The sequence below is a fragment of the Moritella sp. F3 genome (assembly GCF_015082335.1).
In the GTDB taxonomy this organism is placed as follows: domain Bacteria; phylum Pseudomonadota; class Gammaproteobacteria; order Enterobacterales; family Moritellaceae; genus Moritella.
Genome location: NZ_BLRL01000011.1, coordinates 46,152 through 71,612, shown reverse-complemented (window position 1 = coordinate 71,612; position 25,461 = coordinate 46,152). Strand labels below are relative to the sequence as shown.

Here is a 25,461-nt window from a genome sequence, read left to right as displayed (position 1 = left end):
TGGCTGTTGACTTAACTTGTTGTGACTGAGGTTATTCTAGAGGCTTAAGTTGCTTGATGATAAGTCGATAATCAACAGACAAAAAAGGCCGAAAGTGAAATTCACTTTCGGCCTTTTTTATTTATACCACTTACATAGACACAACTTAGATAAGTGCGACTTAAATAAGTTTAGCCGCATGACTTATTTAGGATTAATTAAGCGCCAACTTTAGCGGCAATTAGATCACCCATCTGTGCCGTGCTTTGTACTGGTTTAGTATTGCTGTCACTGTGCAGATCGCCAGTTGCATAGCCTTCTTCAAGTACAAATGAAACCGCTTGCTCAATTGCTTGTGCAGCGTCTTCTTGTTTTAGTGAATAACGCAGCATCATTGCTGCAGATAAGATCTGTGCAATTGGATTAGCAATGCCTTTACCAGCAATATCTGGTGCTGAACCACCTGCTGGTTCGTATAAACCAAAGTCAGAATCGTTCATGCTTGCCGACGGTAACATGCCCATAGAGCCTGTGATCATTGCACATTCATCAGAGATGATATCGCCGAATAAGTTACCGCACAGTAGTACGTCAAATTGCGATGGATCTTTGATTAACTGCATTGCTGCATTATCTACATAGATGTGCTCAAGTTCTATTTCAGGGTAATCTTGTGCTACTTCAAGTACCACTTTACGCCATAACACTGATGTTGCTAGTACGTTTGCTTTATCAACAGACGTTACTTTGTTGCCACGTAATTTAGCCGCTTCAAAAGCGATGCGTGCGATACGATCAACTTCTGCACGGCTATAAAGCATGGTATCAAAACCTGTTTCTTCAGCGCCTTCGCCTTTGTTACCTTTTGGTAGGCCAAAATAGATGCCGCCAGTTAGCTCACGTACTACAACAACGTCAAAACCATTATTTGAGATGTCTGCACGCAGTGGTGAGAACTTTTCTAGACCAGCATAGATCTTCGCTGGACGTAGGTTACAAAATAGTTTGAAGTGACCGCGTAATGGTAATAGTGCGCCACGTTCTGGTTGTTCTTGTGGTGGTAGGCCTTCCCATTTTGGACCGCCAACAGAGCCGAATAAGATCGCATCTGAATTTTCACACGCTGTCAGTGTGCTTGCTGGTAATGGTGTACCGTGGTTATCGATTGCAATACCACCTACATCATTAAAGTCATAAGTTAATTCTAAATTAAACTTACTTTGTACAGCAGCAAGTACTTTAATTGCTTCCGCCATTACTTCTGGACCGATACCATCACCTGGTAATACAGCAATATTATGTTTTGTTACAGTCATCCTTAGCCGCCTTTTCTATATTATTGATTTTGTTTTTTAAGTTTTTGTTGCTCTACCGCATTTGCGCGATGGATATTATTCATTACGTGGATATAAGCCAGCGCAGAAGATTCAATGATATCTGTTGCTAGACCGATGCCGTGAAATTTACGACCTTCGTATGTTGCAACGATATCAACTTGACCCAATGCGTCTTTACCTTCACCTTTTGCGGTGATGTGGTAATCGGCAATATCGATATCAAAGCCAGAAATACGGCTTAAACATTTGTATACGGCATCAACAGGACCATTACCAATTGCCGCTTCAGTCGTTGATTTTGTTTCATCGCTGGTTACTAATTTTGATGTGAGGCAAATTGTAGCAGTTGCTGTGACACCTGAACCAGACTGAACACTGAGGTAATCTAATTTAAAGTGTTCTTCATCTTCATGCAAATTGTTAAAGAAGACTAGAGCCTCTAAGTCGTAATCAAAAACTTGACCTTTCTTGTCTGCCAATTGCAAGAAGCTTTCATATAACTCATCCAGGCTATAATCAGTGTCGCTATAACCGAGTTCAGCCATGCGATGTTTGATCACGTGACGACCTGAGCGTGATGTTAGGTTTAATTTATTTTGTGTTAAACCTATGCTTTCAGGAGTCATGATTTCGTAGGTATTTTTCGCTTTCAACATACCATCTTGGTGGATACCTGATGAATGTGAAAATGCATTACCACCGACAATGGCTTTATTGCTCTGTACTGGCATGTTGCATAACTGGCTAACCAGTTGGCTAGTACGGTAGATTTCTTGTGGATTGATATTCGTGGTTTTACCTAATAGATCGTGGCGTGTATGCAAGATCATGGCTATTTCTTCTAATGAACAGTTACCTGCACGCTCGCCAATACCATTGATAGTACATTCGATTTGGCGTGCGCCTTGTTGCACTGCTGCAATCGAGTTTGCCACGGATAAGCCAAGGTCATCATGACAATGTACTGAGATCACTGCTTGATCGATATTGGGCACTCGATTGAACAGGTCTGTAATGATACCGCCGAATTGCGATGGCACTGTATAACCAACGGTATCAGGGATATTAATTGTTGTCGCGCCTGCTTTAATTGCTTCTTCAACCATACGACAAAGATTATCGATAGGCGTTCGGCCTGCATCTTCACAAGAAAACTCAACATCGTCAGTATATTTGCGCGCATGTTTAATTGCGTGACGCCCCATTTCTAATACATCATCAAAGCTACGTTTTAATTTACTTTGGACGTGAATGTCTGATGTTGAAATAAAGGTATGAATACGGAAGTCTTTCGCAACGGAAAGCGCTTCGCCTGCTGCATCAATGTCTTTTTCTAGTGCGCGAGAAAGTGCGCAAACACGACTGTTTTTAATGTTGCGTGCGATGGTCTGCACTGATTCGAAATCACCAGGTGATGAAATTGGAAAACCAACTTCCATTACATCAACACCTAAACGCTCCAGCGCAAAGGCGATTTGTAATTTTTCTTTTACGGTTAAGCTCGCAGATAATGCTTGCTCTCCATCCCTTAAGGTCGTATCAAAAATAATAACCTGGTCTGACATTATGAATCCTTCAATTGCCGTTATATAGACGCGTTTTAGCCGTCTATATGTATAAATTAATTTTATGCCTTAATCATTACAGGCTTGGTTGTTTTTTGTCAATTAATTTATACCTCTGCAAGTGGTGATTATTGATATCGTGAGTTTAAATGGGCTGGGTTATTTGTTTCCTGTCGCAGGGATAATTGTTAGCCTCCTTTTATTGCAATGTAAAATTAGACCTTTTGTTGATCTATGCCACACTTAAAATAGACTTTTTATAGAGAGGTGAAGTATGTTATTTAAAAATGAAAGTGGTGAGATGGTTGAGCTTGCTGACGATTTAACATTAAAAGAATTAACCGAGATGGGAATTGATATTTCCTTGGTTGAAAATACCCGTGATGAGCCATTAGATCACTGGTTGCATTTGGCTAGCCATTAGTACGTTATTGGGTGAGTAATTTGACTATGTACATAACACGCAATTCGTTATGTATTTCACTACCATAACGACTAAATATGTTATTAATTGTAGCGATAAGCTGCAGTTATCAATGTAAATGACACTATTATTGGCTTTTTGAGTGTGAAATAGGTTATAAAATCTTCATTTATTTTACAAATGAAATTTTACAGGATACCCTCCTTGGCTTACATCTGTAAGCCGAATTGAGTTTGCGCCCGAATTAACATGAGAAATAAACATGAGCCAGCATTTCGTAAATCAGATCCTTGATAGGATCGAAAAGTATCAAGACAAAACGGCCCTAAAAAGTAAAACAAAAACTGGCTGGGATTGCATCAGCTGGACACAGATGGGCGAGCGTATTGAAGGTCTCGCTAATAACTTACTTAACCGCGGACTAAAAGTTCAAGAGACAGTGGGGATTTGGGCAAATAACTTACCTGAATGGACGATTGCCGATCTCGCCCTACAGCAATGTCGCGCCGTATCTGTACCACTTTATCCAAGCAGCACATCATCGCAAGCTGAATACATCATTAATGATGCCAAGATGACCTGCATGTTTATTGGTGATAAAGCAGAATTGAAACTCGCCTTACCTTTACTAGATAAGTGTGAAACGCTGCAATCATTAATTGTATTATCTTCGACAGTGAAATTACCTGATGATCCACGTGTTGTTGCTTATGCCGATTTATTAGATTTCATCCCTGGTGGTTCATCATCGCTGGCGCTAACACATCGTATCGAACACGCTAAAGCAGATGATCTCGTTACCTTGATTTATACTTCAGGTACCACTGGAGAGCCTAAAGGTGTGATGCTAGATTACGCGAATATTCAAGCGGCTTTAGCATTAAATGAACCTGAAACACGTTTAGAAGAAACGGATGTGTCGTTAGCGTTCTTACCATTAAGCCATGTGTTTGAGCGTATTTGGACATTTAACGCCTTGTTTTGGGGTGCTGAAAATACCTACCTTAAAGATCCTGCTCGTATTCAAAAAGCATTGACAGATACTCAGCCTACAGTCATGTGTGCTGTGCCTCGTTTGTATGAAAAAATCCATACTACGATGATGAACAAAGTTGAAAATGCCCCTGAATCACGCAAAAAACTATTTCATTGGTCTATCGCTGTGGGTAAAAAACGCTTTGCTGCACAGCAAGCGGGTACGTCTGTTTCACCATTATTAAAGCTACAGCATATGATTGCCGATAAATTGGTATTTACTAAATTACGCGCGGTGTTTGGTGGCAAAGTACGTTTTTTCCCGTGTTCTGGTGCCAAGCTTGATGACGAAGTTAACTTATTCTTCCAAGCAATTGGTATCCATTTAAAATATGGTTACGGCATGACAGAAACAGTAGCGACAGTGAGCTGCTATTCAAAAGACTTTAAACTCGGCTCTATCGGTTCGGTATTACCGGGCATTGAAGTTAAGCTGGGTGCTGAAAACGAGATCTTAATTAAAAGCCCAACTGTGATGCGCGGTTATTTTAATAAACCTGAAGAAACGGCAAAAACATTCGATGGTGAATGGCTGAAAACGGGTGATGCGGGGGCGATTGATGAAAATGGCTACCTGTATATTACAGATCGCTTGAAAGACTTAATGAAAACGGAGTGTGGTAAATATATTGCTCCGCAGTTAATCGAAGGCACGTTAGGTCGTGATCGTTTCATTGAACAGGTCGCGGTATTTGCGGATGCGAGAAAATATGCATCTGCTTTGATTGTACCTGCGCAAGAAGCGATTGAAGAACACGCTAAAAGTCTTAATTTAAAGTATGAATCATACGTTGAATTACTTAAACACACTAAGATTGTCGAGTTACTGGACGAGCGTGTTAAAGAGATGCAAAAAGAGTTAGCTAAATTTGAGCAAGTGAAGAAATTTAAGTTAATGGCATCACCGTTTACTAATGAGAAAGGTGAACTAACACCCACGCTTAAGCTAAAGCGTAAGGTTATTCAACAGCGCTATAGCAGCTTGATCGAAAGTATGTATAGCACTGTTAAAAAAGGAAAAAACATAAAACATTAAAATGTTTATTTAATGTTTTCAATCCCGTTGCGCAGTATTTATGTGACTGACAGCGGGATTATTATGTCTGGCTCACATTTATGACTGAGTGTTTTTTATTACCCTCGTACTTTCTTCTATTTATTCCTAAGCACCGTAAAATATTCAAGCCATTGTCATTTATCTACACTAATATTACATAAATAGGGATAGGCAGATTGGTCACAATGGATGGTGCTAATTATGGACAAACTCAATCATACTCGTTCGTCACGTCAATGGCGTAAAATAATGCTGATATTAATGATTGCTGCAGGTTCATTAATGTTGTTTTCTGCGGTCTATTTTCTGGCTTTTTCTAGTGATTCTATCTGGTTGTTTCTATTGGAATTACGCCATGCTTTCATCTTAACGCCAAGCTCTGTTATCGCGACTACGATTATCAGCATTTTCGGTATGATTTGCATTTATAAAGCCAGTCAGTATAGGCGAGATATTCTCAAAACTAATTTAGAACTATCGCGTTTACAAGCACGACTTGTGGAGCTGGACCTATCGGTATATTTAGATAATGGTACTGGGCTCGCTAATCGATTTAAATTTTTAGAAATACTTGATAGCAAAATGACTAAAGGAAAGGGTAAAACAGCATTGTGTATTTTGGATCTGGACGATCTTAAAAATGTTAATGATACCTTAGGTCATAATGTGGGAGATCAAGTTATTGCCATCATCGCTCAGCGCATTAAACAGTCCTTAGAATATTCTCAACAACCGAGCCGGTATGACACGGATGTTTTTCGTATTGGCGGGGATGAATTTGCTATTTTAATTATGGGAATATCAGATGCGGACGATATCGTTCCTATCTTGAATGAACTGCTTAAAAATGTCCGCCGTAAAATAGAGTTGTCCGGTGAAAGTATCTCTGTTGGTGTCAGTATTGGCGTTAGTATTAGCCCTGAGCATGGCACATGCAGCGATTCGTTATTGAAAAAAGCTGATATGGCAATGTATAAAGTGAAAGAGTCTGGCAAACATGGTGTCGCTTTTTTTAAACCCGAATACATGCTAGAACTGGAATACCGAGTTCACCTTGAACAAGAGCTTAATCAGGCGATTATCAATGGTGAATTCGAAATTTATTATCAACCCGTGATTGATACATCAACAGGAAAAGAATTAGGTTTTGAAGCGCTCATTCGTTGGAATCACCCAGTACGTGGTTTAGTCCCACCTGATGATTTTATTCCCGTCGCAGAGCAGACTGGTCTTATTGTTCCTATGGGGCAATGGATAATAAAACAAGTGTGTAGCGACTTATCGTTATTACAGCTCAATAACCCGGAGTATTTCATTGCGATCAATATCGCGCCACTGCAACTTGCCGATCACGGCTTTGTACAGAACGTACGTGCCATCTTAGCGCATTATTCGTTAGTACCTGCTCAAATCCACTTTGAAATTACAGAAACTACCTTGATGAATGCCGACAATGATAACTTACTGGTTTTACGCGAGTTAAATAATTTAGGTATTAAGTTATGGATTGATGATTTTGGCACTGGTTATTCATCTTTCAGTTATCTGCACAAATTTCAATTCTATGGGATCAAGCTTGATCGTAGTTTTATTGAAGGCGTCGTTGACTCTGAACGCAGTCAGAATATTGTCAAAGGTATCTGTGCGATGGGGGATGCATTGAAACTCGAATTACTTGGCGAGGGTATTGAACAGCGAGAGCAAGCTGAGTTTTTGTTAAAGCTGGGATGTTATAAAGTACAAGGTTACTGGTATGCAAAGCCGATGTCGTTACCGACGCTAAATATGTGGCTAGCAAGTCGTAAGGAAAATCCGAAAATGGAGAGTATCGAGCGACCATCAGCATAAATATGTTTGGTTACTTGATGATTCATTAAATAGAACATTTTAAAATAACTGTGTTAATTACTTCGAAAACATTCTTCAAAATAATCTTTTCCACTTTAAATCAACGCCTTATCAGGTTGCTGTTCGTTTTTTTTATCATATTTAAGGTTGAAATATATCGTTGTAAGTGACGATAATGAAATTTTTTAATATTTAATTTCTCATATCCCTTTTAAAGATGATTTTATTTTGTTAATTTCAGTAAATAAACCAATAAAAATAAAGTTAAATCTAATTCAATGGGAAGTTCAAATTTGTAACGGATTTGTTACGGTGTGAGCAGTTGTCAAACTAGAATTAGGAAATGGGCCGGGAGGGCCTGCTTATGGAAATGTTGTCTGGTGCCGAAATGGTAATCCGCTCACTGGAAGATGAGGGTATTGAGCATATCTTCGGTTATCCTGGTGGCTCTGTTCTTGATATTTATGATGCGTTATTCGAATCAAGTCAAATTGAACATTTTTTAGTACGTCATGAGCAAGCTGCAGTACATGCTGCAGATGGCTATGCACGTTCGACAGGGAAAGTTGGTACCGTCCTCGTTACATCGGGACCTGGTGCGACAAACTGTATTACTGGTATTGCAACAGCGTATATGGATTCTATCCCGCTGGTTGTGTTATCTGGTCAGGTTCCTACATCAATGATCGGTAACGATGCATTCCAGGAAACGGACATGATGGGCGTATCTCGCCCAATCGTAAAACACAGTTTCTTATGTAAAACAGCTGCTGACATCCCTGATGCTATTAAAAAAGCGTTTTATATCGCGTCAACGGGTCGCCCTGGACCTGTGGTAATTGATTTACCAAAAGATACGCAAAATCCGTTAGCTAAATTTCCGTACCAATATCCTGAGAACGTATCAATGCGTTCATATAACCCCGTTAAATCGGGTCATAAAGGCCAAGTACGTAAAGCGGTTAAAGCGATTTCAACAGCTAAAAAACCAGTACTTTATGTTGGTGGTGGCGCAGTTATCGCTAACGCTGAAGCACAAGTATTGAAATTTGCTGAGCAATTAAACCTACCAGTAACAAATACATTGATGGGACTGGGCATTTTCCCTGGTACACATCCACAAAATGTTGGCATGTTAGGTATGCACGGTACGTTTGAAGCAAATAAAACGATGCATAACTCAGACCTTATTATTTGCTTAGGCGCTCGTTTCGACGACCGTGTAACGAATGCGATTGATAAGTTCTGTCCTGAAGCAAAAATTATTCATGTTGATATTGATCCAACATCAATTTCTAAAACTGTACACGCTGATATTCCAATTGTTGGTTCTATCGAAGTGGTTGTTGAGCAGATGCTTGAAATCATTGCAGAATTGGATGTTACCGCAAATGAAGAAGAGCGTGCAGCTTGGTGGAAACAAATTGATAGCTGGCGTACTAAGCAATGCTTAAGTTATGAAACGGGTACATCAATTAAGCCGCAAGGTGCAATTGAAGCCTTGTACAAACATACTGATGGTAAAGCGATAATTGCCTCAGATGTGGGTCAGCATCAGATGTTTGGTGCCTTGTATTACCCATATGATAAACCGCGTCAGTGGATTAACTCTGGTGGTTTAGGCACGATGGGCTTTGGTTTCCCTGCTGCAATGGGAGCTAAAATTGCTAACCCAGAAAAAGTGGTGTGTTGTATTTCTGGTGACGGTTCTATTCAAATGAATATTCAAGAGCTATCTACTTGTCTACAGTATGGTATTGCAGTGAAGATTATTACCCTGAATAACGGTGCATTAGGCATGGTTAAGCAGTGGCAGAAAATGTTCTATGATGGCCGTCATTCTCATTCTTATATGGAGTCTATGCCAGACTTTGTTAAATTGGCTGAAGCGTATCATCACGTTGGTATTCAGGTGAGTAAACCTGAAGATCTTGATAAAGCTTTTGCTGAGTGTTTCTCGGAAGAAAATAAACACCGTGTTGTATTCATGGATATCATTATTGATCCTGAAGAACATGTGTATCCGATGCAAATCAAATATGGCGCAATGGATGATATGTACCTTAGTAAGACGGAGAAAACCACATCATGAGACGTATAATTTCAGTATTAACAGAAAATGAATCAGGTGCGTTATCACGTATCGTTGGTTTGTTCTCACAACGTGGTTATAACATTGAATCGTTGACTGTATCGACGACTGATGATGAAACGCTTTCGCGTTTAACGTTGGTTACTAACGGTGACCGTGCGGTAGTGGAACAGATCATGAAGCAATTAAACAAGCTGATTGATGTCCTTAAGGTGAGCGATCTTACAGAAGGTCCACACATTGAGCGTGAGCTGTTACTAATTAAAGTTAAAGCAGCTGGTTTTGTACGTGCAGAAGTAAAGCGTACATCGGATATTTTCCGTGGCCAAATCGTTGATATCACTGATTCTTTATATACAGTACAACTTGCGGGCGATAGCGATAAGCTTGATGCCTTTATTCAAACATTAGCATCGAGCACTGAAATTGTAGAAGTTGTTCGAAGTGGTGTTTGTGGTATTGCTCGTGGTGAACGTTGTTTAAAAGCATAATCTCGCTTTTAAACGCATAAAAAAGCCAGCTCATGTGAGCTGGCTTTTTATTTTGTTTTAATTCATTATTTTAAGCTAGCGCTTATGCTAATTTAGCTAATTCACTATCAAATAAATTTTTCATTAAACCAACAAATTCTTCGATAAATACCATCTGCTCATTACTCGGTGAGATATCCCAAGCACTTGATAATACTTCTTCTAAATCACTGACAATTGCATCGATCTCTCTGATCACGATAAAACGGTGTTTTTCAGTAAGCTGGTGATGTTGATTACACACCATCATTGTATTATTGGCGATATGTTCAGAAAAAATATCACCTATGGTGTCTGTTGTAGACGCAGTTTGCTGACTATGGTTTTCAAAAATAGCTAAGTTATCTGCTAAAAAGTGGATTAGCTGAATGTAACCATCACTGTTTGTTATCATTATTTTTACCACTTCAAATATAAACATCACATGTTGTGCGTTGCTACTCGCTTAGACAAATTCTAACGCGTTGTAGATATAAACATGTATAAGGTTCAATTATGCGCTGAGGGCTTCGATAGGTAAAGTAGAACAGAAAACAAAGCGCTATTTTCTGTTCTACTTTGCGGTATATCAATAATGTTGCTACACGTATTTCAGTTAATTAACATTAAATAGCTATAAGTGGGTAGCCTTGGGTTATGCACTTAACATTTGAATCTAAGTATTAATTAAATCGTGAGAAGTCTGGTTTACGCTTTTGCATAAAGGCACTGACCGCTTCTTTTGATTCCTCGCTGTTAAGTGCATCGGAGAAATATTCAAGCTCAACATCGATCACTTGTTCGATCTTACTAATCAATTCAGCTTTCATTAATTTTTTGGTGTTACGCAGTGATGCTGGTGCTTTTGCGGCTAGTTTGAGTGCACTTTTTTCGGCCATGGCAAATAATTCATCTGCAGGCAGTACTTTATTGGCTAGGCCTATTTCTACTGCGGTTTGCGCATCAAATTTATCTGCGAGTAACATCAGTTCAGCGGCGCGTTGATGGCCTGCTAAACGAGGTAGTATCAGACTCGCGGCATACTCAGGAACCGCGGCAAGATCGGTAAATGGTAGACGTAATACCGTGTTATCAGCAAGATAAACTAGATCACAATGCATCAGCATCGTAGTGCCGATACCAACTGCTGGGCCTGCTGCTGCGGCGATAACAGGTTTTGAAAAGTGTAATAGCGCCAACATATACTGCACTAATGGTTGGTCTTTAGAAAAATCCATCCCATTCATGAAATCAGCCATGTCATTACCTGCACAGAAGCAATTTTCTGAGCCGCGTAATATCACCACACGTACTTCTGGGTTGTCATCCGCTTGACGAAAAGCCTGCGCTAATTCGGTATAAAAGGCCCCGTTAAATGCATTAAGCTTATCTAAGCGATTGAGCGTTAAAGTAAGTACGCCTTGTGCATTCAATTCTGTGAGTAAGTAAGTCGCCATTTTGTCATCCTGATAATGGTTTTGTGAGGCCACTATTTTGCCATGTAACGCCGATGAATTGAACTACTAATGTTAATGCTTGGTACCGCTAATGTTAATATTATTAGTGGTTTATTTGTTATATATACGCTAGCCAACTTTTTTGCTTATAACAAAATGGAATAAAAAATCATTATTTATTCTTTGTGGTTATCCTTAACAGTCGTTAATCTTAATTTAATTCAGCACAGTGGAAGCCGTAATATGCTATTAAAGGAACTATCATCATTGACGAGTCCGTTGAGTGAGCCGCAGTTATCGAAACTGCAATTGGCACTTAATGATTTGTCACCAACGCAAACCGCGTGGGTAAGTGGATATTTGGCAGGGATAAGCCAAGCATCTGGAAGTCAAATTCAGGCTCAAGGTGTGGCTTCTCAGCCTGCCCAGCGTGTCACTATTTTATTTGGTTCACAAACCGGTAATGCGAAAGGTGTTGCAACAGAACTTTTTGAACAAGCTCAAGCACAAGGCATTGCAGCTCGACTGCTCAATATGGCTGATTATAAAGCCAAAGAATTGAAAGCAGAATCACACTTGCTCATTGTCGCAAGTACCAATGGTGAAGGTGAAGCACCTGATGATGCGATTACCTTCCATGAATTTTTAGCGTCTAAAAAAGCGCCTAAAGTACCAACATTGAAATACAGTGTTTGTGCCCTAGGTGATTCAAGTTATGAGTTTTATTGCCAAACCGGTTTAGAGTTTGATGATCGTTTAGCTGCCTTAGGCGCAGAAGCTGTGGTTGCGCGAGCTGACTGCGATGTTGATTATGATGATGCTGTGGCAGCGTGGATCGAGCAGGCTCTCGCAGCAATTAAAGCAACGTTGAAAGAAGCGACTACGGCTGCAGCACCAATTGCTGCGATGGCGTCAAATCACGTTGCTAATACGTATTCTAAAAAGAACCCATTTAAAACAGAACTGCTCGTGAATCAAAAGATAACCGGGCGTTTTTCAAGTAAAGATATTCGTCATTTTGAAATCGCGTTAGAAGATTCTGGTATTAGTTATCAGGCGGGTGATGCGTTAGGCATTTGGTTTAAGAATGATCCAATACTTGTTGATTCAATCCTAGATCAATTAGAGCTAGATGGAGCGCAAACGGTCACCGTTGCTAACAGCACACCAAGTTTACGCGATGCGCTGATTAATAGTTTTGAACTCACTCAGAGCTACCCGAGCTTCATTCAAGCATATGCTGAGATATCGGGTTCGAAGAAATTAACTAAGCTACTCGATGATAAAACAGCGTTACGTAATTATTGTTATGGTCGTCAAATCTTAGACGTTATTGATGAAAAGAAAGCAAAATTAACGGCCACGCAGCTACTTGCTGGCTTACGTAAGTTAACACCACGCCTCTATTCAATTGCATCAAGTCCTAACGAGGCGGAAGGCGAGGTGCATCTCACTGTTGCTGTTGTTGATTATCAGCAAAGCGGCGAACAACGTATTGGTGGTGCTTCAGGGTTCCTACAACGCCTTGAAGAAGGCGCTGAAGTTGAGGTGTTTGTTGAACATAACGATAACTTCCGCCTGCCGAGTAATGATGAAACACCAGTGATCATGGTTGGCCCTGGTACCGGCATCGCACCATTCCGCGCTTTTGTGCAGGAACGTGATGTACGTGAAGCAACCGGTAATAACTGGTTGTTCTTTGGTAACCAACATTTTACTGATGACTTCTTGTATCAAACAGAATGGCAGAATTATTTAAAGTCAGGTCTATTAACTAAAATGGATGTGGCGTTCTCACGCGATCAAGCTGAAAAGATTTATGTACAAGATCGCTTACGTGAAAATGCAGCTGAATTGTATGCTTGGTTAGAGCAAGGCGCTCATGTTTATGTTTGTGGTGACGGCGATAGAATGGCGAAAGATGTGAATGAAGCATTAATCGACATTGTAGCAGAACAAGGTAAATTAGCGCGTAGTGAAGCAGAAGAGTATGTTGCGGAACTACGTCGAAATAAACGTTATCAGAGGGATGTTTACTGATGAGCGACATTAAATTAGCGGTTAACGAACGCATTAAAACGGAAAGTAATCTTTTACGCGGTACTATTGCTGAAGGTCTTGCAGATCAAATCACTGGCGGACTGTCAGATGATGATATGCAATTGACTAAATTCCATGGTTTCTATCAGCAAGATGATCGTGATATCCGCGCAGAGCGTCAGAAACAAAAATTAGAACCTCGCCATAGTTTTATGCTACGAGCGCGTGTTCCCGGTGGTATTTGTACACCGCAGCAGTGGTTAGAAATAGATCGCATTGCTAGTGACTTAACAATTTATGGCAGCATTCGTTTAACGACGCGTCAAACGTTTCAGTATCACGGTATTTTAAAGCCACAGGTGAAACCACTGATTCAAGCATTAGGCTCGGTTAACCTTGATTCGATTGCTGCTTGTGGTGATGTAAACCGTAATGTGATGTGTACGCCGAATCCGGTTGAATCTGAATTACATCAAGAGGCTTACGCTTGGGCCATTCGTTTAAGTGATGATTTATTGCCGAACACTAATGCCTATGCTGAATTATGGTTAGACGGTGAGAAAGTCACCAGTAATGAAGTTGAGCCTATGTATGGTCCGACTTACTTACCGCGTAAATTTAAGATCGCCGTGGCTATCCCACCGCATAACGACGTTGATATTCATGCTAATGATTTAAATTTTGTTGCTGTGGGTGATAACGGTAAATTAGCTGGTTTTAATGTGTTAGTTGGCGGCGGTATGGGGACGACTCATGGTGATGTGAATACTTTCCCACGTTTAGCGGATGATTTAGGTTTTGTTAAACCTGAAGATGCAGTTGAAGTCGCGAAGGCGGTGTTAACTGTACAACGTGACTGGGGTTGCCGAACAGATCGTAAACGTGCACGTTTGAAATATACGCTAGAAGATAACGGCGTTGATAAATTCCGTGCAGAAGTCGAACTACGTTCAGGTATTAAATTTGAAGTTCCAAAAGCCATAGTGTTCACTACACGTGGTGATCGTTTTGGTTGGATAAAAGGTGTAGATAATAAATGGCATTTAACGCTGTTTATTGAGAATGGCCGTATTGTTGATACCGAGACCCATCCGATTAAAACAGGGTTAGTTGAAATAGCTAAGATCCACCAAGGTGATTTTAGAATGACAGCGAACCAAAACTTAATTATTGCTGGTGTCGCAGAGCAAGATAAAGAACAAATAGAGCGTCTTGCACGTTTATATGGTTTGTACTCTGATGAGTTAAGCCAGCAACGTCTAAACTCGATGGCGTGTGTTGCCTTACCGACATGTGCGTTAGCAATGGCTGAAGCCGAGCGTTATTTGCCATCATTAGTGACTAAAGTTGAAGGCCTGTTAGCAAAACACGGTATTCCAGATGAACACTTTGTTATGCGTATGACGGGGTGTCCAAACGGTTGCGGTCGTCCATTCCTAGCGGAAGTTGGCTTTGTTGGTAAAGGTCCTGGTAAATACAATATGTATTTGGGCGCGAAGAATAACGGCATGCGTTTAAACAAGATGTACCGTGAGAATATTGGTGAAGCTGAAATTTTATCAATACTTGATACTCTGATTGCTGAATGGGCAAGCAATGGCTTAGCAGATGAGCGCTTTGGTGATTTTGTGGTGCGTAGTGAAGTGATTCAACCTGTAATTATTGCGTCGAGAGATTTCCATGGCTAAATTGAACCTAGATGAATTATTAACGTTAGATAAGGCTAGTCAGAGAGCGGCTTTAACAGTGGTTAATGCTCAGCTAGAGGAAATGACAGCGCAGCAGCGTGTCGATTGGGCAGTGACAGAATTAGGTGACAAATTAGTATTATCATCGAGTTTTGGCATCCAAGCGGCAGTTTGCTTGCATTTATTAACACAGTTTAAAGCTGATATTCCGGTTATTTTAACCGATACCGGGCACTTGTTTCCCGAGACATATCAGTTTATTGATGAATTAACAGAGCAGCTAAACCTTAATTTACAGATATATACTGCGCCACAGTCTGCAGCTTGGCAGGAGTCGCGCTATGGTAAATTATGGGAACAGGGTGTCGAGGGAATTACTCAATACAATGTGCTTAATAAAGTTGAACCAATGAAACGTGCGCTAAAAGAATTAGGTGCGCAAGTGTGGTTCTCTGGTTTACGTCGCAGTCAGTCATCAAGTCGCGGAGCATTACCGGTATTGTCTATTCAAAATGGCTGTTTTAAATTTTTGCCTATTATTGATTGGACCAACAAAGAAATTCATTATTATTTGCAAGACAACGGTTTAAATTATCATCCGTTGTGGGAGCAAAATTATGTATCTGTTGGTGATGTACATACATCACGACCACTGCAAGCAGGCATGACGGAAGAAGAAACACGCTTCTTTGGTCTAAAGCGTGAATGTGGTTTACATGAAGAAAGTGATGAAGTGGGTGGCAGCGGTATTTAACCGTTAAGCTGTTATTCACTTATTTTGCAGGTTGATGTCTTGAAGGCTCTTGTCTTGAAACTAATGTCTTGCTGAATAAAGCTTAGTGCTAACTCGTTGGTGCTAAGCTTTTTGCCATTCAGGAATAGCGTTATCAATCGGCGCTGCTTCTGGTGTAGTTGGTTTTTGCTCTTTTTCATCTTCCGACGTTGATTTATTGGCTTCATCTAATTCTTTTTGCAACTCTTTTACTTTTTGTTTGGTTGTATCCCAGCCAGATTCAGCCCCTTGCTTTATGGACTCGAACCATTCATCGCTGTTATCCGCACTATTTTCTAATAGCTCGTCGGTTTTACCTCTCGCGGCTTCCATGGCTTTATTCGTTGCTTCTTTGGTTTTATCCCATGCTTCTCCCATCGCGTCTTTAGAGGCGACCCATGCGTCATCTGCGCTATTGGCTTGAACAGCAAATGTCGACAAGCAGCTGACTAGGCTGATTATTAAAATGGGTATTTTTTTCATCATCACTCGCTTATTCTTTCAATAGGGTCGTTTATATTGTTAAATTGTAGCAAATATAACAGCCTAGCGTCATCCCTCAATGGACATACATGGAGGACTAAGCGAACAAACCATCACGGCGTAAATCTAGTTAAATGTCTGATTAGGGATGTAATAAAAGTGCTATGGCATCAATTTTATATTTGGCGATGATAACTAACAACAACGCGATAAAGGCGAGTAGTGTACCGCATATACCAGCCATTTTACCTTGTAACCAAGTCAGCATGCCAATAGCGATAATGAACAAAAATAAGGCTGCACTCGCTGATGCTGTGCCAATCGCACGTATTTGACTTATCTTTTCTAATACTGGTATGGAGAAGGTTGTTATAGACGCTACTTCAATGCTTAAACGCACGTCGATATACAGTGCGACAACAAAGAGTAAAGATGTCAGGGTAAACATCAATAGGGTGATGGTACTATAAATACTTTTACGGTGATTACGCAAAATTTGCGCGGCGATCGATAAAGAAAAACCAGCCATTAAGCCACTGATAAAAGACACTTGATTGGTTTGCAGTTCGAGAATTTCATTCATAGGCGATCACCATTAACGGATGTTGTAGCATTATGCTGTTGTTACTTTAGTATCATTATGCTGCTGTTATATTAGTATTTTAGCCACAAAAAAGCCAAGTGCGAGACTTGGCTTTATGATCATTGACCGCGCGCTCATTGTGACAGAATTGAGCACTATAAGGCGATGTTACTTATTTAGCTGGGATTGCTTTTAGGATCGCCAGTAAGTATTTCCAGAACATACCTACTGTTTCAATGTTCACTTTCTCGTCTGGAGAATGTGGGAAACAGATCGTTGGGCCAAATGACGCCATGTCCATTGTCGGGTATGAAGTCTTGAATAAACCACACTCTAGGCCTGCATGGATAACCATGATTTTTGGAATTGAGCCAAATTCTTTTTCATATACATCACGCATGATTTGCATCACTGGTGAACTCGTATCTGGTTTCCAGCCTGGGTAAGCTCCACTAAATGTGACGTCGGCACCCGCAAGTTCAAATACAGATGCGATCATTTCTTGTGCATCAAGACGGCAAGAGTCTGCTAAAGAACGGATCAAACATTGAATATGGACGGCTTTACCGCGTGATTGAATAACACCAAGATTAGATGATGTTTCAACGACACCTTCAATCTCGTCACTCATGCGCATTACACCATTGAATACACCGTTCAATGCAGCAATAAGGCGAGTCTGACAATCTTGAGTCATCACTGTTGGTTCATTTGGAACCGGAATCAATGAGATTGAAAAATCAGGTTCTGTCGCTATAAGCTCTTTTTTAACTGCTTGGGCGAAGAATTCTAAACATGCTTTAAATTCTTCACGCTTCGTCGGCGCAACAGTAATAACTGCAAAAGCTTCACGTGGAATGGCGTTACGTAGTGAACCACCGTTAATCTCAACCAAGCGAACGCCCATATCACGGCCTGCTTCTTTTAAGAAACGAGCCAGTAATTTGTTGGCATTACCGCGACCAAGGTGAATATCAACACCTGAGTGACCGCCTCTTAGACCAGAAAGAGATATTTCAAATGTCTGGTGATCTGTCGGTGTATCTTCACGTTCAATTGGGAAAGATACGGTGGTATCGATACCGCCAGCACAACCCATGTATACTTCGCCTTCATCTTCTGAATCAGTGTTTAGTAGGATATCACCTTCTAACCAACCTGCTTCAAGACCAAATGCGCCTGTCATGCCTGCTTCTTCATCGATAGTGACAAGTACTTCAAGCGGACCATGTTCGATGTTGTCTGAAAAAATAACAGCAAGACTTGCCGCTAGACCAATACCATTATCAGCGCCTAATGTTGTACCACGGGCTGTAACCCATTCGCCGTCAACATAAGCATCGATAGGGTCGGTAATAAAGTTGTGCTCGGTGTCAGAATTTTTTTGTGGAACCATGTCCATGTGTGCTTGCAGTACGACACCTTTACGGTCTTCCATACCTGCAGTTGCAGCTTTACGTAGGAACAGGTTGCCGACTTTATCTTCTTTGCATTCGATATTATGATCTTTGGCTAATTGCTGGATCCACGCAGAGACTTTCTCTTCATGCTTTGAAGGGCGTGGGTTAGCACACATTTGTTCAAAAATATTCCAGACAACTTGCGGTTCTAAATTACTTAAATTTGCCACTTGGGTAGCTCCTTAATTGGAATTAATCATTATATTTAGCATGATACAAAGGATGTTCCAGTTTATTGCGATAGTAAAGAGGAATATGCCAAATGGACTATGTTAATCTATAGTTCTGCGATACCGTAAACAAGTTGCTGTTTTATCCTGCTCCTTAAGAGGTAATCTCCAGCTAATAACTTGTCCTCGGGGTCAAGTACTGGTATCTTTACGGGTTACAAATTGAGTGTACAAAGGGCTGTTTTTTTGTGCATAAACCCGTCGTTGATGATTTTATATTGCTACACATTAGTGTATTCGCTAAGTGTATATAGAGGTTGGTTAAATGAGTGATAAATTTATAGTATCTTGGGATGATTTACAGCGCGACACGCGTAAACTTGCTCGTAAGCTGCTTCCTGCATCACAGTGGAAAGGAATTATTGCGGTTAGCCGCGGTGGTTTAGTACCTTCTGCTATTCTGGCGCGTGAATTAGAATTACGTCATGTTGATACTGTATGTATCTCAAGCTACGACCACGATCATCAGCGTGATATGACGGTATTAAAATCAGCACCGGGCGACGGCGAAGGTTTTATTATTATTGATGATTTAGTTGATAGCGGTGAAACGGCGAAGAAAATTCGCAGCATGTACCCTAAAGGTAAATTTGTAACCGTTTATGCTAAGCCACTTGGTGAGCACTTAGTTGACGATTTTGTTACTCGCATCAGCCAAGATACTTGGATTGAACTACCTTGGGATATGGCTATTGAGTTCGTAGAACCAATCTGTAAACAAGGTTAATTAAATTAACGAGAATATACGTCAGTCTGTATTCTCGTTATTAAACAGTGTTGTAAATCGCAACACTGTTATTTGTTAGTTTTTTATTCTGATTAAAGGTCATTATTTGGTCTTATAGTTTGCCTCTGCCTTGTTGTTCACTATACTTACTAGTTACCCTCCCACATTTATAGTTAATTATTTATAACGCTTAGCTCATCACGTCTCGCTTATCACGAACAACTAATGAGAGATAATCATTATGGTAATACCGACTGATCCAAACTTGATTTATTTTCGTAAACGAATTCGTATTTTAAATGCGCTTGGTCCTTATTTAAGAGAGAATAATTGCCAACCGACAGCATTTTTCTTTGATTGTTTTAGTATCTGTATTGATGCCACAGCAGAGCCTGACGAACGCCAATTTTATGGTTGGTGGTTAGAGATGGAATTAGTGGATAATACCTTTGAATATCACTATCAATTTGGTACTTACAATAAAGCTGGTGAGTGGATCGTAACGTCAATCCCTAAAGCGTGTCAGAAAGACGTGACACAATCGCTTAACGCTTTTTATGAAAAATTATCAGTGTGTTTGACTGAGCAATTACACTTCAACCTCAAACCGTCCTCTATCTTAGCTAAGACGCTAATCTTGTCTGCAGCATAGCATCCTCATTATGTTGTTATTTTCATCAATTCTATCCGATCCTGTGGTTTGCGAATAAATGCCACGCGTGATCTGATAAAAGTGCAGTGTTTCACTGTACTTTCCCCGTCTATCAAGCTTTCCGCTATTGTATAAAAGTGTTTCTCAGGTCAAAATACTGGTTAAGTTAGTAACGAGAATGAGTTAAATGGCTAAGAAAACCATCGTGGTGAAGTTAGGGACCAGTGTATTGACCAGTGGCACGTCTAAAATAGACCGTGCGCATATGGTTGAACTAGTTCGTCAGTGTGCAGAATTGTACAAACAAGGGCATGACATTATTGTTGTCACATCAGGCGCGATTGCAGCTGGCCGTGAGCATTTAGGCGCCCCTGAATTAGCCCCTACCATGGCGAATAAGCAGATGTTGGCCGCTGTTGGTCAGAGTCAGCTTATTTTTATTTGGCAAAGCTTGTTTAATATCTATGGCTTGAATGTAGGTCAGATGTTGTTAACACGTGCAGATCTCGATGATCGTGAGCGATTTTTAAATGCCCGCGATACAATGCGCGCATTATTAGATAACCGTATTGTGCCGATTATTAATGAAAATGATGCAGTGGCGACAGCTGAAATTAAAGTCGGTGATAATGACAATTTATCCGCACTGGCCGCTATTTTAGCGAATGCCGACACGCTCATGTTGCTTACCGATCAAGAGGGTCTGTTTACTGCAGATCCACGCAGTAATCCAGACGCGAAGTTAATTGAAGTTGTTGATGTTATTGATGATGAATTACGTCAATTAGCAGGTGGTACGGTTGGTGGTTTAGGCACTGGCGGTATGGCAACTAAATTACAAGCGGCTGAAATTGCCTGCCGCTCTGGTATTGATGTTGTTATTGCAGCGGGTGTTGCTGAAGATGTGGTATTGCGGGTTGCCGAAGGCAAGCGTGTCGGTACCTTATTTCCTTCAAATATAACGCCGCTAGAAAGCCGTAAACAGTGGATCCTTGCTGGACCACCACCATCAGGTGTGATTGTGATTGATGACGGCGCTGTGAATGCTGTACGTCAGAAAGGCAGCAGCTTATTACCGAAAGGTATTACTAAGGTCGTCGCGACTTTCAAGCGTGGCGATATCGTGCAATTACAAACATTACAAGGCAAGTTCCTGGGGCGTGGTATTTGTCGCTATACCAGTGATGAGCTTACAACCATTGCAGGTTGCCATTCGTGTGATATCGAGAGTAAATTAGGTTATGGCTACGGTGCAGTAGCTATTCATCGCGATGATTTAGTTTTATTTTAAGGAAGATACCGTGTTACAAGAATTAGGAAAAAAAGCGAAAGCTGCGAGTTATGAATTAGCAACGCTAACAACGGCAGCAAAGAATAATGCATTAGAATGTATTGCTTGTGAACTTGAGCATCGCCAAGCCGATATTTTAGTCGCCAATGCGAAAGATATTGATGCGGGTAAGCAAAACGGTTTAACGGATGCATTACTTGATCGTCTATTATTAACTGATGCAAGACTTGCAGCCATTATTGCCGATGTACGTAGCGTTATCGCGTTACCTGATCCGGTTGGCGCAGAGTCAGAAGGCAAGGTATTAGAAAATGGTTTACGTTTATCAAAGCGTCGTATTCCGTTAGGCGTAATGGGCGTGATTTATGAAGCGCGTCCAAATGTAACGATTGATATTGCTGCATTAAGTTTAAAAACAGGTAACGCCGCTATTTTACGTGGTGGTAAAGAAACGGTTCATTCAAATGTTGTGTTAGTCGATGTCATTCAAGCAGCATTAGAAAAGGCACAATTACCAAAAGATGCAATTCAGGTCATAGCAGATCCAAATCGTGAATTGGTGACGGCATTATTGAAAATGGATAAGTATGTCGACATGATCATTCCACGTGGTGGTCCTGGTTTACATCGCCTGTGCCAAGAGCAAAGCACTATTCCAGTAATCACTGGTGGTATGGGTATTTGCCATGCATTTGTTGATGCATCTGCTAATGTTGAAGATGCATTAGCGATCATTGAAAATGCCAAGGTACAGCGCCCTTCAGCTTGTAATGCATTGGATACAGTATTAGTACATAAAGATATAGCTGCTAATTTCTTGCCGTTATTAGCTGAACGTTTAGAAAAAAGTGCTGTTGAATTGCGCGCAGAGCCAAAAGCACATATCGCATTATCAAACGTCAATGCGAAAAACGTACACGTTGCAACTGCTGATTGTTTTGATCAGGAATGGCTGGCGTTAGTATTAGGCGTTAAAGTCGTTGATGACGTTGAAGAAGCGATTGTACATATCCGTGAGCATTCCACAGAGCATTCTGATGCGATCTTGACGGATAATCTAACCAATGCAACACGTTTCTTGAATGCGGTTAACTCAGCGGCTGTTTACGTGAATGCAAGTACACGCTTCACCGATGGCAGCCAGTTCGGTTTAGGTGCTGAAGTAGCGGTTTCCACGCAAAAATTACATGCGCGTGGCCCGATGGGATTAGAAGAGCTAACCACTTATAAATGGATTGCAATTGGTGATGGTTTAATTCGTCCATAAGCTTCTCGAGCTCATTTAATTAGTCGTGTTAACTGGTCTTATTAATTTGACTAAATGCCAAGGCAGTCCTGTTATATGTGACTGCCTTTTTTATATTCGCTATATTTAACTCAACTGAGCTTGCTTAGCTTAGCTAAAGTGTAGGAAAACCGATGACTCAACAAGATAAAAATAAGGTGACGACACGATTTAATGTATCGACGGTATGTGCTGCAGCCTTGATTGCTGCTAGTTTAAGTTACTTTTCCTATGCGGTGCTTAATTTAACCAAAGAAGTAAGCGAAGTGCGCAAAGCGCTTCCTGATATATTAAAGCAGGTTGATGATATCTCTGTGCAAATACCAGCTATCGTTGCACAAATTGAGATGATAAATACACAAAATATCCCCAATATACTCACTGAAGTGGCAGCTGTTCGTGATAGCGTTAGGGTGAGTGTGCCTGCCATTTTGGCTGAAACAGAGGCTATCCGTGTGGCGATTCCAGCTATTTTGCAAGAAGTTGAAGCTGTTCGTCTTGCCGTTCCGCCTATTTTGTCTGAGGTCGCCGCTGTACGGGCTAAACTTCCAGCCGTATTAAAGCAAGTTGATGCGGTGAATAAACAGATCCCTCGCATTTTAACGCGTGTCGATGAGGTCAATAAACGTGTTGATGATATTAACCTATTGATCCCACCTATTTTGACTCAGGTAGAGAAGATACGAGTCGATATACCGCCGACATTAACCCGCGTTGAAGCCTTGGTAGATGCCAGTGATCAGATTGGTGAAAATGCGTCGAAGGGCGCAACAAAAGGGGCTATTAGAGGTGTTTTAGAGTTACCGGTAGATGCGACGAAACGTTTATTTACGGCCCCCGGTTCTTACTTTGAAAAAGAAGCGACTAAGTCATCTGAATAGCTATCTGAATAGCTATCTGAATAAATTAAAGCTAACAACGGATTTAATTTATCGTGTTAGCTTTAATTTAGTAGAGGTTAAGAATTAAGAAACTTCTTTACCTTGTGCTTGCAAGTCTGCATGGTAAGACGAACGCACGAATGGGCCACAAGCAGCATGCTCAAAGCCGACTTCTTTTGCTAATACGCCTAGTGCATCAAAGTCATCTGGGTGAACGTAGCGTTTCACTGGTAAGTGATGACGGCTAGGCTGTAAATATTGGCCTAGTGTCAGCATCGTTACACCGTTCTCGGCAAGATCGCGAATTACTTCAGCAATCTCTTCATTCGTTTCACCTAAGCCCATCATCAGACCAGACTTAGTTGGTACTGTTGGGTGCATTTCTTTAAAGCGTTTTAATAAACGTAAAGACCACTGATAATCAGAACCAGGACGCGCCATTTTGTAATGCTGTGGTGCAGTTTCTAAGTTGTGATTAAATACATCAGGTGGTGTGTCTTTAAAGATTTCTAATGCTTTATCCATACGACCTTTGAAATCGGGAACCAAAATTTCGATTTTGATTTCAGGGTTCAATAAGCGAATTTCACGGATACAATCGGCAAAATGCTGAGCACCACCATCACGTAAATCATCACGATCTACAGAGGTAATAACCACATATTTAAGCTTCATTTTAGCAATTGTTTGCGCCAGTTTAAGCGGTTCTTCTTGCACTAGTGGTAATGGCTTACCATGAGCAACATCGCAGAACGGGCAACGACGTGTACAAATTGCACCCATGATCATAAAGGTTGCTGTACCGTGGTTAAAGCACTCGGAAAGATTTGGACATGATGCTTCTTCACAAACTGAATGCAGGTTGTTTTCACGCATCACATTCTTAATTTCTTGGATGCGAGCAGAGCTTTTCGGTAGACGGATTTTCATCCACGATGGCTTACGCAGAATTTCATCATTATCAGAAGCAATGATTTTTACTGGAATTTTAGCCATCTTATCTGCGTCGCGAAGTTTAACGCCAGGCTCTAATCGAACGGTTTTACTCATGCTCTGTTAATCCATCTTTGAAAGTTAATTGGGTGTATTCTAGCAGGGAACATAGGTGTTCGACTAGCTTAGGCTGAACTTCTTCTAAGCTGGTAGCACCACCAAGATCACTTGTTTGGGTCATTTCCATACCCGCATAACCACAAGGGTTAATACGTAGAAAAGGGGATAAGTCCATGTTTACATTCAATGCTAAGCCATGAAATGAACGACCTTTTCTGATCCTTAAACCGAGAGATGCAACTTTTTTGTCAGCAACATAAACACCTGGTGCATCTGCACGCGGGTAAGCTTCAACCCCAGATTCTGCCAATGTGGCAACAATACCGTTCTCAATATGCGTCACAAGTGCACGAACACCCAGTTTACGACGCTTAATATCGAGTAAGAAATAAACCACTTGTTGACCTGGGCCGTGGTAGGTCACTTGACCACCGCGATCGGCTTGTACAACTGGAATATCACCTGTGGCAAGCATATGTTCAGCTTTACCAGCTTGACCTTGGGTAAACACTGGATCATGCTCAACGAACCAAAGTTCATCTTCAGTGTTTTCGTCTCTGTTTTCAGTAAACGCTTTCATCGCGTCAAATACAGTGCTGTAAGGTTGGCGATTAAGCTGACGAATTATAATGCTATGTTCTGACAAAATATGTTCCTCGATCTGATTAACAGCAACGCAAAAAATCTAATTAGAAATACTAATTAGATTTTTTTATATTGATATTATTTATTATAAAACGCGGACCACACCAGGGATCGCACCGAAAGCGATATATAAGCTTTCTACTTGTTTGTTATCTTGTACTTTAACTTTGATCGTAACAGAGTTGTAAGTACCTTTGCTGCTCACTTTCGAGCTAGGGGCATAGTTACCAGTGACGTGCTGTTGAGCAACTGCAACAATGTTATCTTCAAGTTTTGGATCGTTATTACCGATAACTTTAAAGTTAAATAGACAAGGAAAATCAAGTAGTTCGTCGAATTTTGTATTTAAAGACATTAGTTTTCTCGTA

At 40.7% G+C, this 25,461-nt stretch carries 23 protein-coding genes; 13 read left to right on the top strand and 10 right to left on the bottom strand.

Translation table 11 applies throughout. The features are described 5' to 3' along the window. Positions 1-197: 197 nt before the first annotated feature. On the bottom strand, positions 198-1,295 hold the full coding sequence (gene leuB / locus JFU56_RS16750) for a 3-isopropylmalate dehydrogenase (RefSeq protein ID WP_198438412.1): 1,098 nt from the start codon (positions 1,293-1,295) through the stop codon (positions 198-200). Between the two features lie 20 nt (positions 1,296-1,315). Continuing rightward, positions 1,316-2,881, bottom strand: coding sequence for a 2-isopropylmalate synthase (leuA, locus tag JFU56_RS16745; protein WP_198438411.1), 1,566 nt, complete (start codon positions 2,879-2,881; stop codon positions 1,316-1,318). A gap of 274 nt (positions 2,882-3,155) precedes the next feature. On the opposite strand from leuA, the gene JFU56_RS16740 reads away from it, so the two are divergent. From JFU56_RS16740 to ilvN, 5 genes are all read left to right on the top strand, one after another. Then, on the top strand, positions 3,156-3,305 hold the full coding sequence (locus tag JFU56_RS16740) for a 2-isopropylmalate synthase (protein WP_198438410.1): 150 nt from the start codon (positions 3,156-3,158) through the stop codon (positions 3,303-3,305). Between the two features lie 262 nt (positions 3,306-3,567). Further along, positions 3,568-5,376: a long-chain fatty acid--CoA ligase gene (locus JFU56_RS16735; protein ID WP_198438409.1), complete on the top strand. Its 1,809-nt coding sequence runs from the start codon at positions 3,568-3,570 to the stop codon at positions 5,374-5,376. 222 nt (positions 5,377-5,598) lie between these two features. Continuing rightward, complete coding sequence (locus tag JFU56_RS16730; protein ID WP_242065995.1) at positions 5,599-7,245, top strand: bifunctional diguanylate cyclase/phosphodiesterase; 1,647 nt, start codon at positions 5,599-5,601, stop codon at positions 7,243-7,245. Positions 7,246-7,609: 364 nt separating this feature from the next. Beyond that, complete coding sequence (locus JFU56_RS16725) at positions 7,610-9,337, top strand: acetolactate synthase 3 large subunit (protein WP_198438408.1); 1,728 nt, start codon at positions 7,610-7,612, stop codon at positions 9,335-9,337. After that, positions 9,334-9,828 carry an acetolactate synthase small subunit gene (gene ilvN, locus JFU56_RS16720; RefSeq protein ID WP_019441678.1) on the top strand — a complete coding sequence of 165 codons (495 nt, stop codon included), beginning with the start codon at positions 9,334-9,336 and terminating at the stop codon, positions 9,826-9,828. The genes JFU56_RS16725 and ilvN overlap by 4 nt, the downstream gene beginning before the upstream one ends. An 82-nt stretch (positions 9,829-9,910) precedes the next feature. Here ilvN and JFU56_RS16715 read toward each other — a convergent pair whose 3' ends face one another. Both JFU56_RS16715 and JFU56_RS16710 read right to left on the bottom strand, forming a co-directional pair. Next, positions 9,911-10,261 carry a DUF3802 family protein gene (locus JFU56_RS16715; RefSeq protein ID WP_198438407.1) on the bottom strand — a complete coding sequence of 117 codons (351 nt, stop codon included), beginning with the start codon at positions 10,259-10,261 and terminating at the stop codon, positions 9,911-9,913. 268 nt (positions 10,262-10,529) lie between these two features. Beyond that, on the bottom strand, positions 10,530-11,336 hold the full coding sequence (locus JFU56_RS16710; RefSeq protein ID WP_242065994.1) for an enoyl-CoA hydratase: 807 nt from the start codon (positions 11,334-11,336) through the stop codon (positions 10,530-10,532). A gap of 210 nt (positions 11,337-11,546) precedes the next feature. Between JFU56_RS16710 and JFU56_RS16705 the strand changes: the two genes are divergently transcribed. Genes JFU56_RS16705 through JFU56_RS16695 form a run of 3 tightly spaced genes read left to right on the top strand, consistent with a single transcriptional unit; the run spans position 11,547 to position 15,785 of the window. Continuing rightward, positions 11,547-13,343 (top strand): assimilatory sulfite reductase (NADPH) flavoprotein subunit, encoded by a 1,797-nt coding sequence (locus JFU56_RS16705; RefSeq protein ID WP_198438406.1) that lies wholly within the window; start codon positions 11,547-11,549, stop codon positions 13,341-13,343. Further along, positions 13,343-15,031: an assimilatory sulfite reductase (NADPH) hemoprotein subunit gene (gene cysI / locus JFU56_RS16700; RefSeq protein ID WP_198438405.1), complete on the top strand. Its 1,689-nt coding sequence runs from the start codon at positions 13,343-13,345 to the stop codon at positions 15,029-15,031. The genes JFU56_RS16705 and cysI overlap by 1 nt, the downstream gene beginning before the upstream one ends. Then, positions 15,024-15,785 carry a phosphoadenylyl-sulfate reductase gene (locus JFU56_RS16695; RefSeq protein WP_198438404.1) on the top strand — a complete coding sequence of 254 codons (762 nt, stop codon included), beginning with the start codon at positions 15,024-15,026 and terminating at the stop codon, positions 15,783-15,785. Before cysI ends, JFU56_RS16695 begins: the two co-directional genes overlap by 8 nt. Before the next feature lie 102 nt (positions 15,786-15,887). On the opposite strand, the gene JFU56_RS16690 is transcribed toward JFU56_RS16695, so the two are convergent. The 3 genes from JFU56_RS16690 to JFU56_RS16680 form a co-directional block, all read right to left on the bottom strand. Further along, positions 15,888-16,289 carry a hypothetical protein gene (locus JFU56_RS16690; RefSeq protein ID WP_242065993.1) on the bottom strand — a complete coding sequence of 134 codons (402 nt, stop codon included), beginning with the start codon at positions 16,287-16,289 and terminating at the stop codon, positions 15,888-15,890. Positions 16,290-16,428: 139 nt separating this feature from the next. Next, positions 16,429-16,869: a phosphoadenosine phosphosulfate reductase gene (locus JFU56_RS16685; protein ID WP_198438403.1), complete on the bottom strand. Its 441-nt coding sequence runs from the start codon at positions 16,867-16,869 to the stop codon at positions 16,429-16,431. Between the two features lie 172 nt (positions 16,870-17,041). Then, positions 17,042-18,499 carry an aminoacyl-histidine dipeptidase gene (locus JFU56_RS16680; RefSeq protein ID WP_198438402.1) on the bottom strand — a complete coding sequence of 486 codons (1,458 nt, stop codon included), beginning with the start codon at positions 18,497-18,499 and terminating at the stop codon, positions 17,042-17,044. Positions 18,500-18,824: 325 nt separating this feature from the next. On the opposite strand from JFU56_RS16680, the gene gpt reads away from it, so the two are divergent. The 5 genes from gpt to JFU56_RS16655 all read left to right on the top strand — a co-directional run bounded on the left by gpt (position 18,825) and on the right by JFU56_RS16655 (position 23,395). Further along, complete coding sequence (gene gpt / locus JFU56_RS16675; RefSeq protein ID WP_198438401.1) at positions 18,825-19,286, top strand: xanthine phosphoribosyltransferase; 462 nt, start codon at positions 18,825-18,827, stop codon at positions 19,284-19,286. Positions 19,287-19,527: 241 nt separating this feature from the next. Continuing rightward, positions 19,528-19,938: a sigma factor-binding protein Crl gene (gene crl / locus JFU56_RS16670; RefSeq protein ID WP_198438400.1), complete on the top strand. Its 411-nt coding sequence runs from the start codon at positions 19,528-19,530 to the stop codon at positions 19,936-19,938. Positions 19,939-20,125: 187 nt separating this feature from the next. After that, a complete protein-coding gene (gene proB / locus JFU56_RS16665; protein WP_198438399.1) occupies positions 20,126-21,229 on the top strand; it encodes a glutamate 5-kinase in 1,104 nt (367 codons plus the stop codon). 10 nt (positions 21,230-21,239) lie between these two features. Next, on the top strand, positions 21,240-22,496 hold the full coding sequence (locus JFU56_RS16660) for a glutamate-5-semialdehyde dehydrogenase (protein WP_198438398.1): 1,257 nt from the start codon (positions 21,240-21,242) through the stop codon (positions 22,494-22,496). Positions 22,497-22,648: 152 nt separating this feature from the next. After that, complete coding sequence (locus tag JFU56_RS16655) at positions 22,649-23,395, top strand: hypothetical protein (protein WP_198438397.1); 747 nt, start codon at positions 22,649-22,651, stop codon at positions 23,393-23,395. 84 nt (positions 23,396-23,479) lie between these two features. On the opposite strand, the gene lipA is transcribed toward JFU56_RS16655, so the two are convergent. The 3 genes from lipA to ybeD all read right to left on the bottom strand — a co-directional run bounded on the left by lipA (position 23,480) and on the right by ybeD (position 25,448). Next, on the bottom strand, positions 23,480-24,445 hold the full coding sequence (gene lipA, locus JFU56_RS16650) for a lipoyl synthase (RefSeq protein WP_198438396.1): 966 nt from the start codon (positions 24,443-24,445) through the stop codon (positions 23,480-23,482). After that, a complete protein-coding gene (gene lipB, locus JFU56_RS16645; protein ID WP_198438395.1) occupies positions 24,438-25,094 on the bottom strand; it encodes a lipoyl(octanoyl) transferase LipB in 657 nt (218 codons plus the stop codon). Before lipB ends, lipA begins: the two co-directional genes overlap by 8 nt. 84 nt (positions 25,095-25,178) lie before the next feature. Next, positions 25,179-25,448, bottom strand: coding sequence for a DUF493 family protein YbeD (ybeD, locus tag JFU56_RS16640; RefSeq protein WP_198438394.1), 270 nt, complete (start codon positions 25,446-25,448; stop codon positions 25,179-25,181). Positions 25,449-25,461 lie beyond the last annotated feature (13 nt).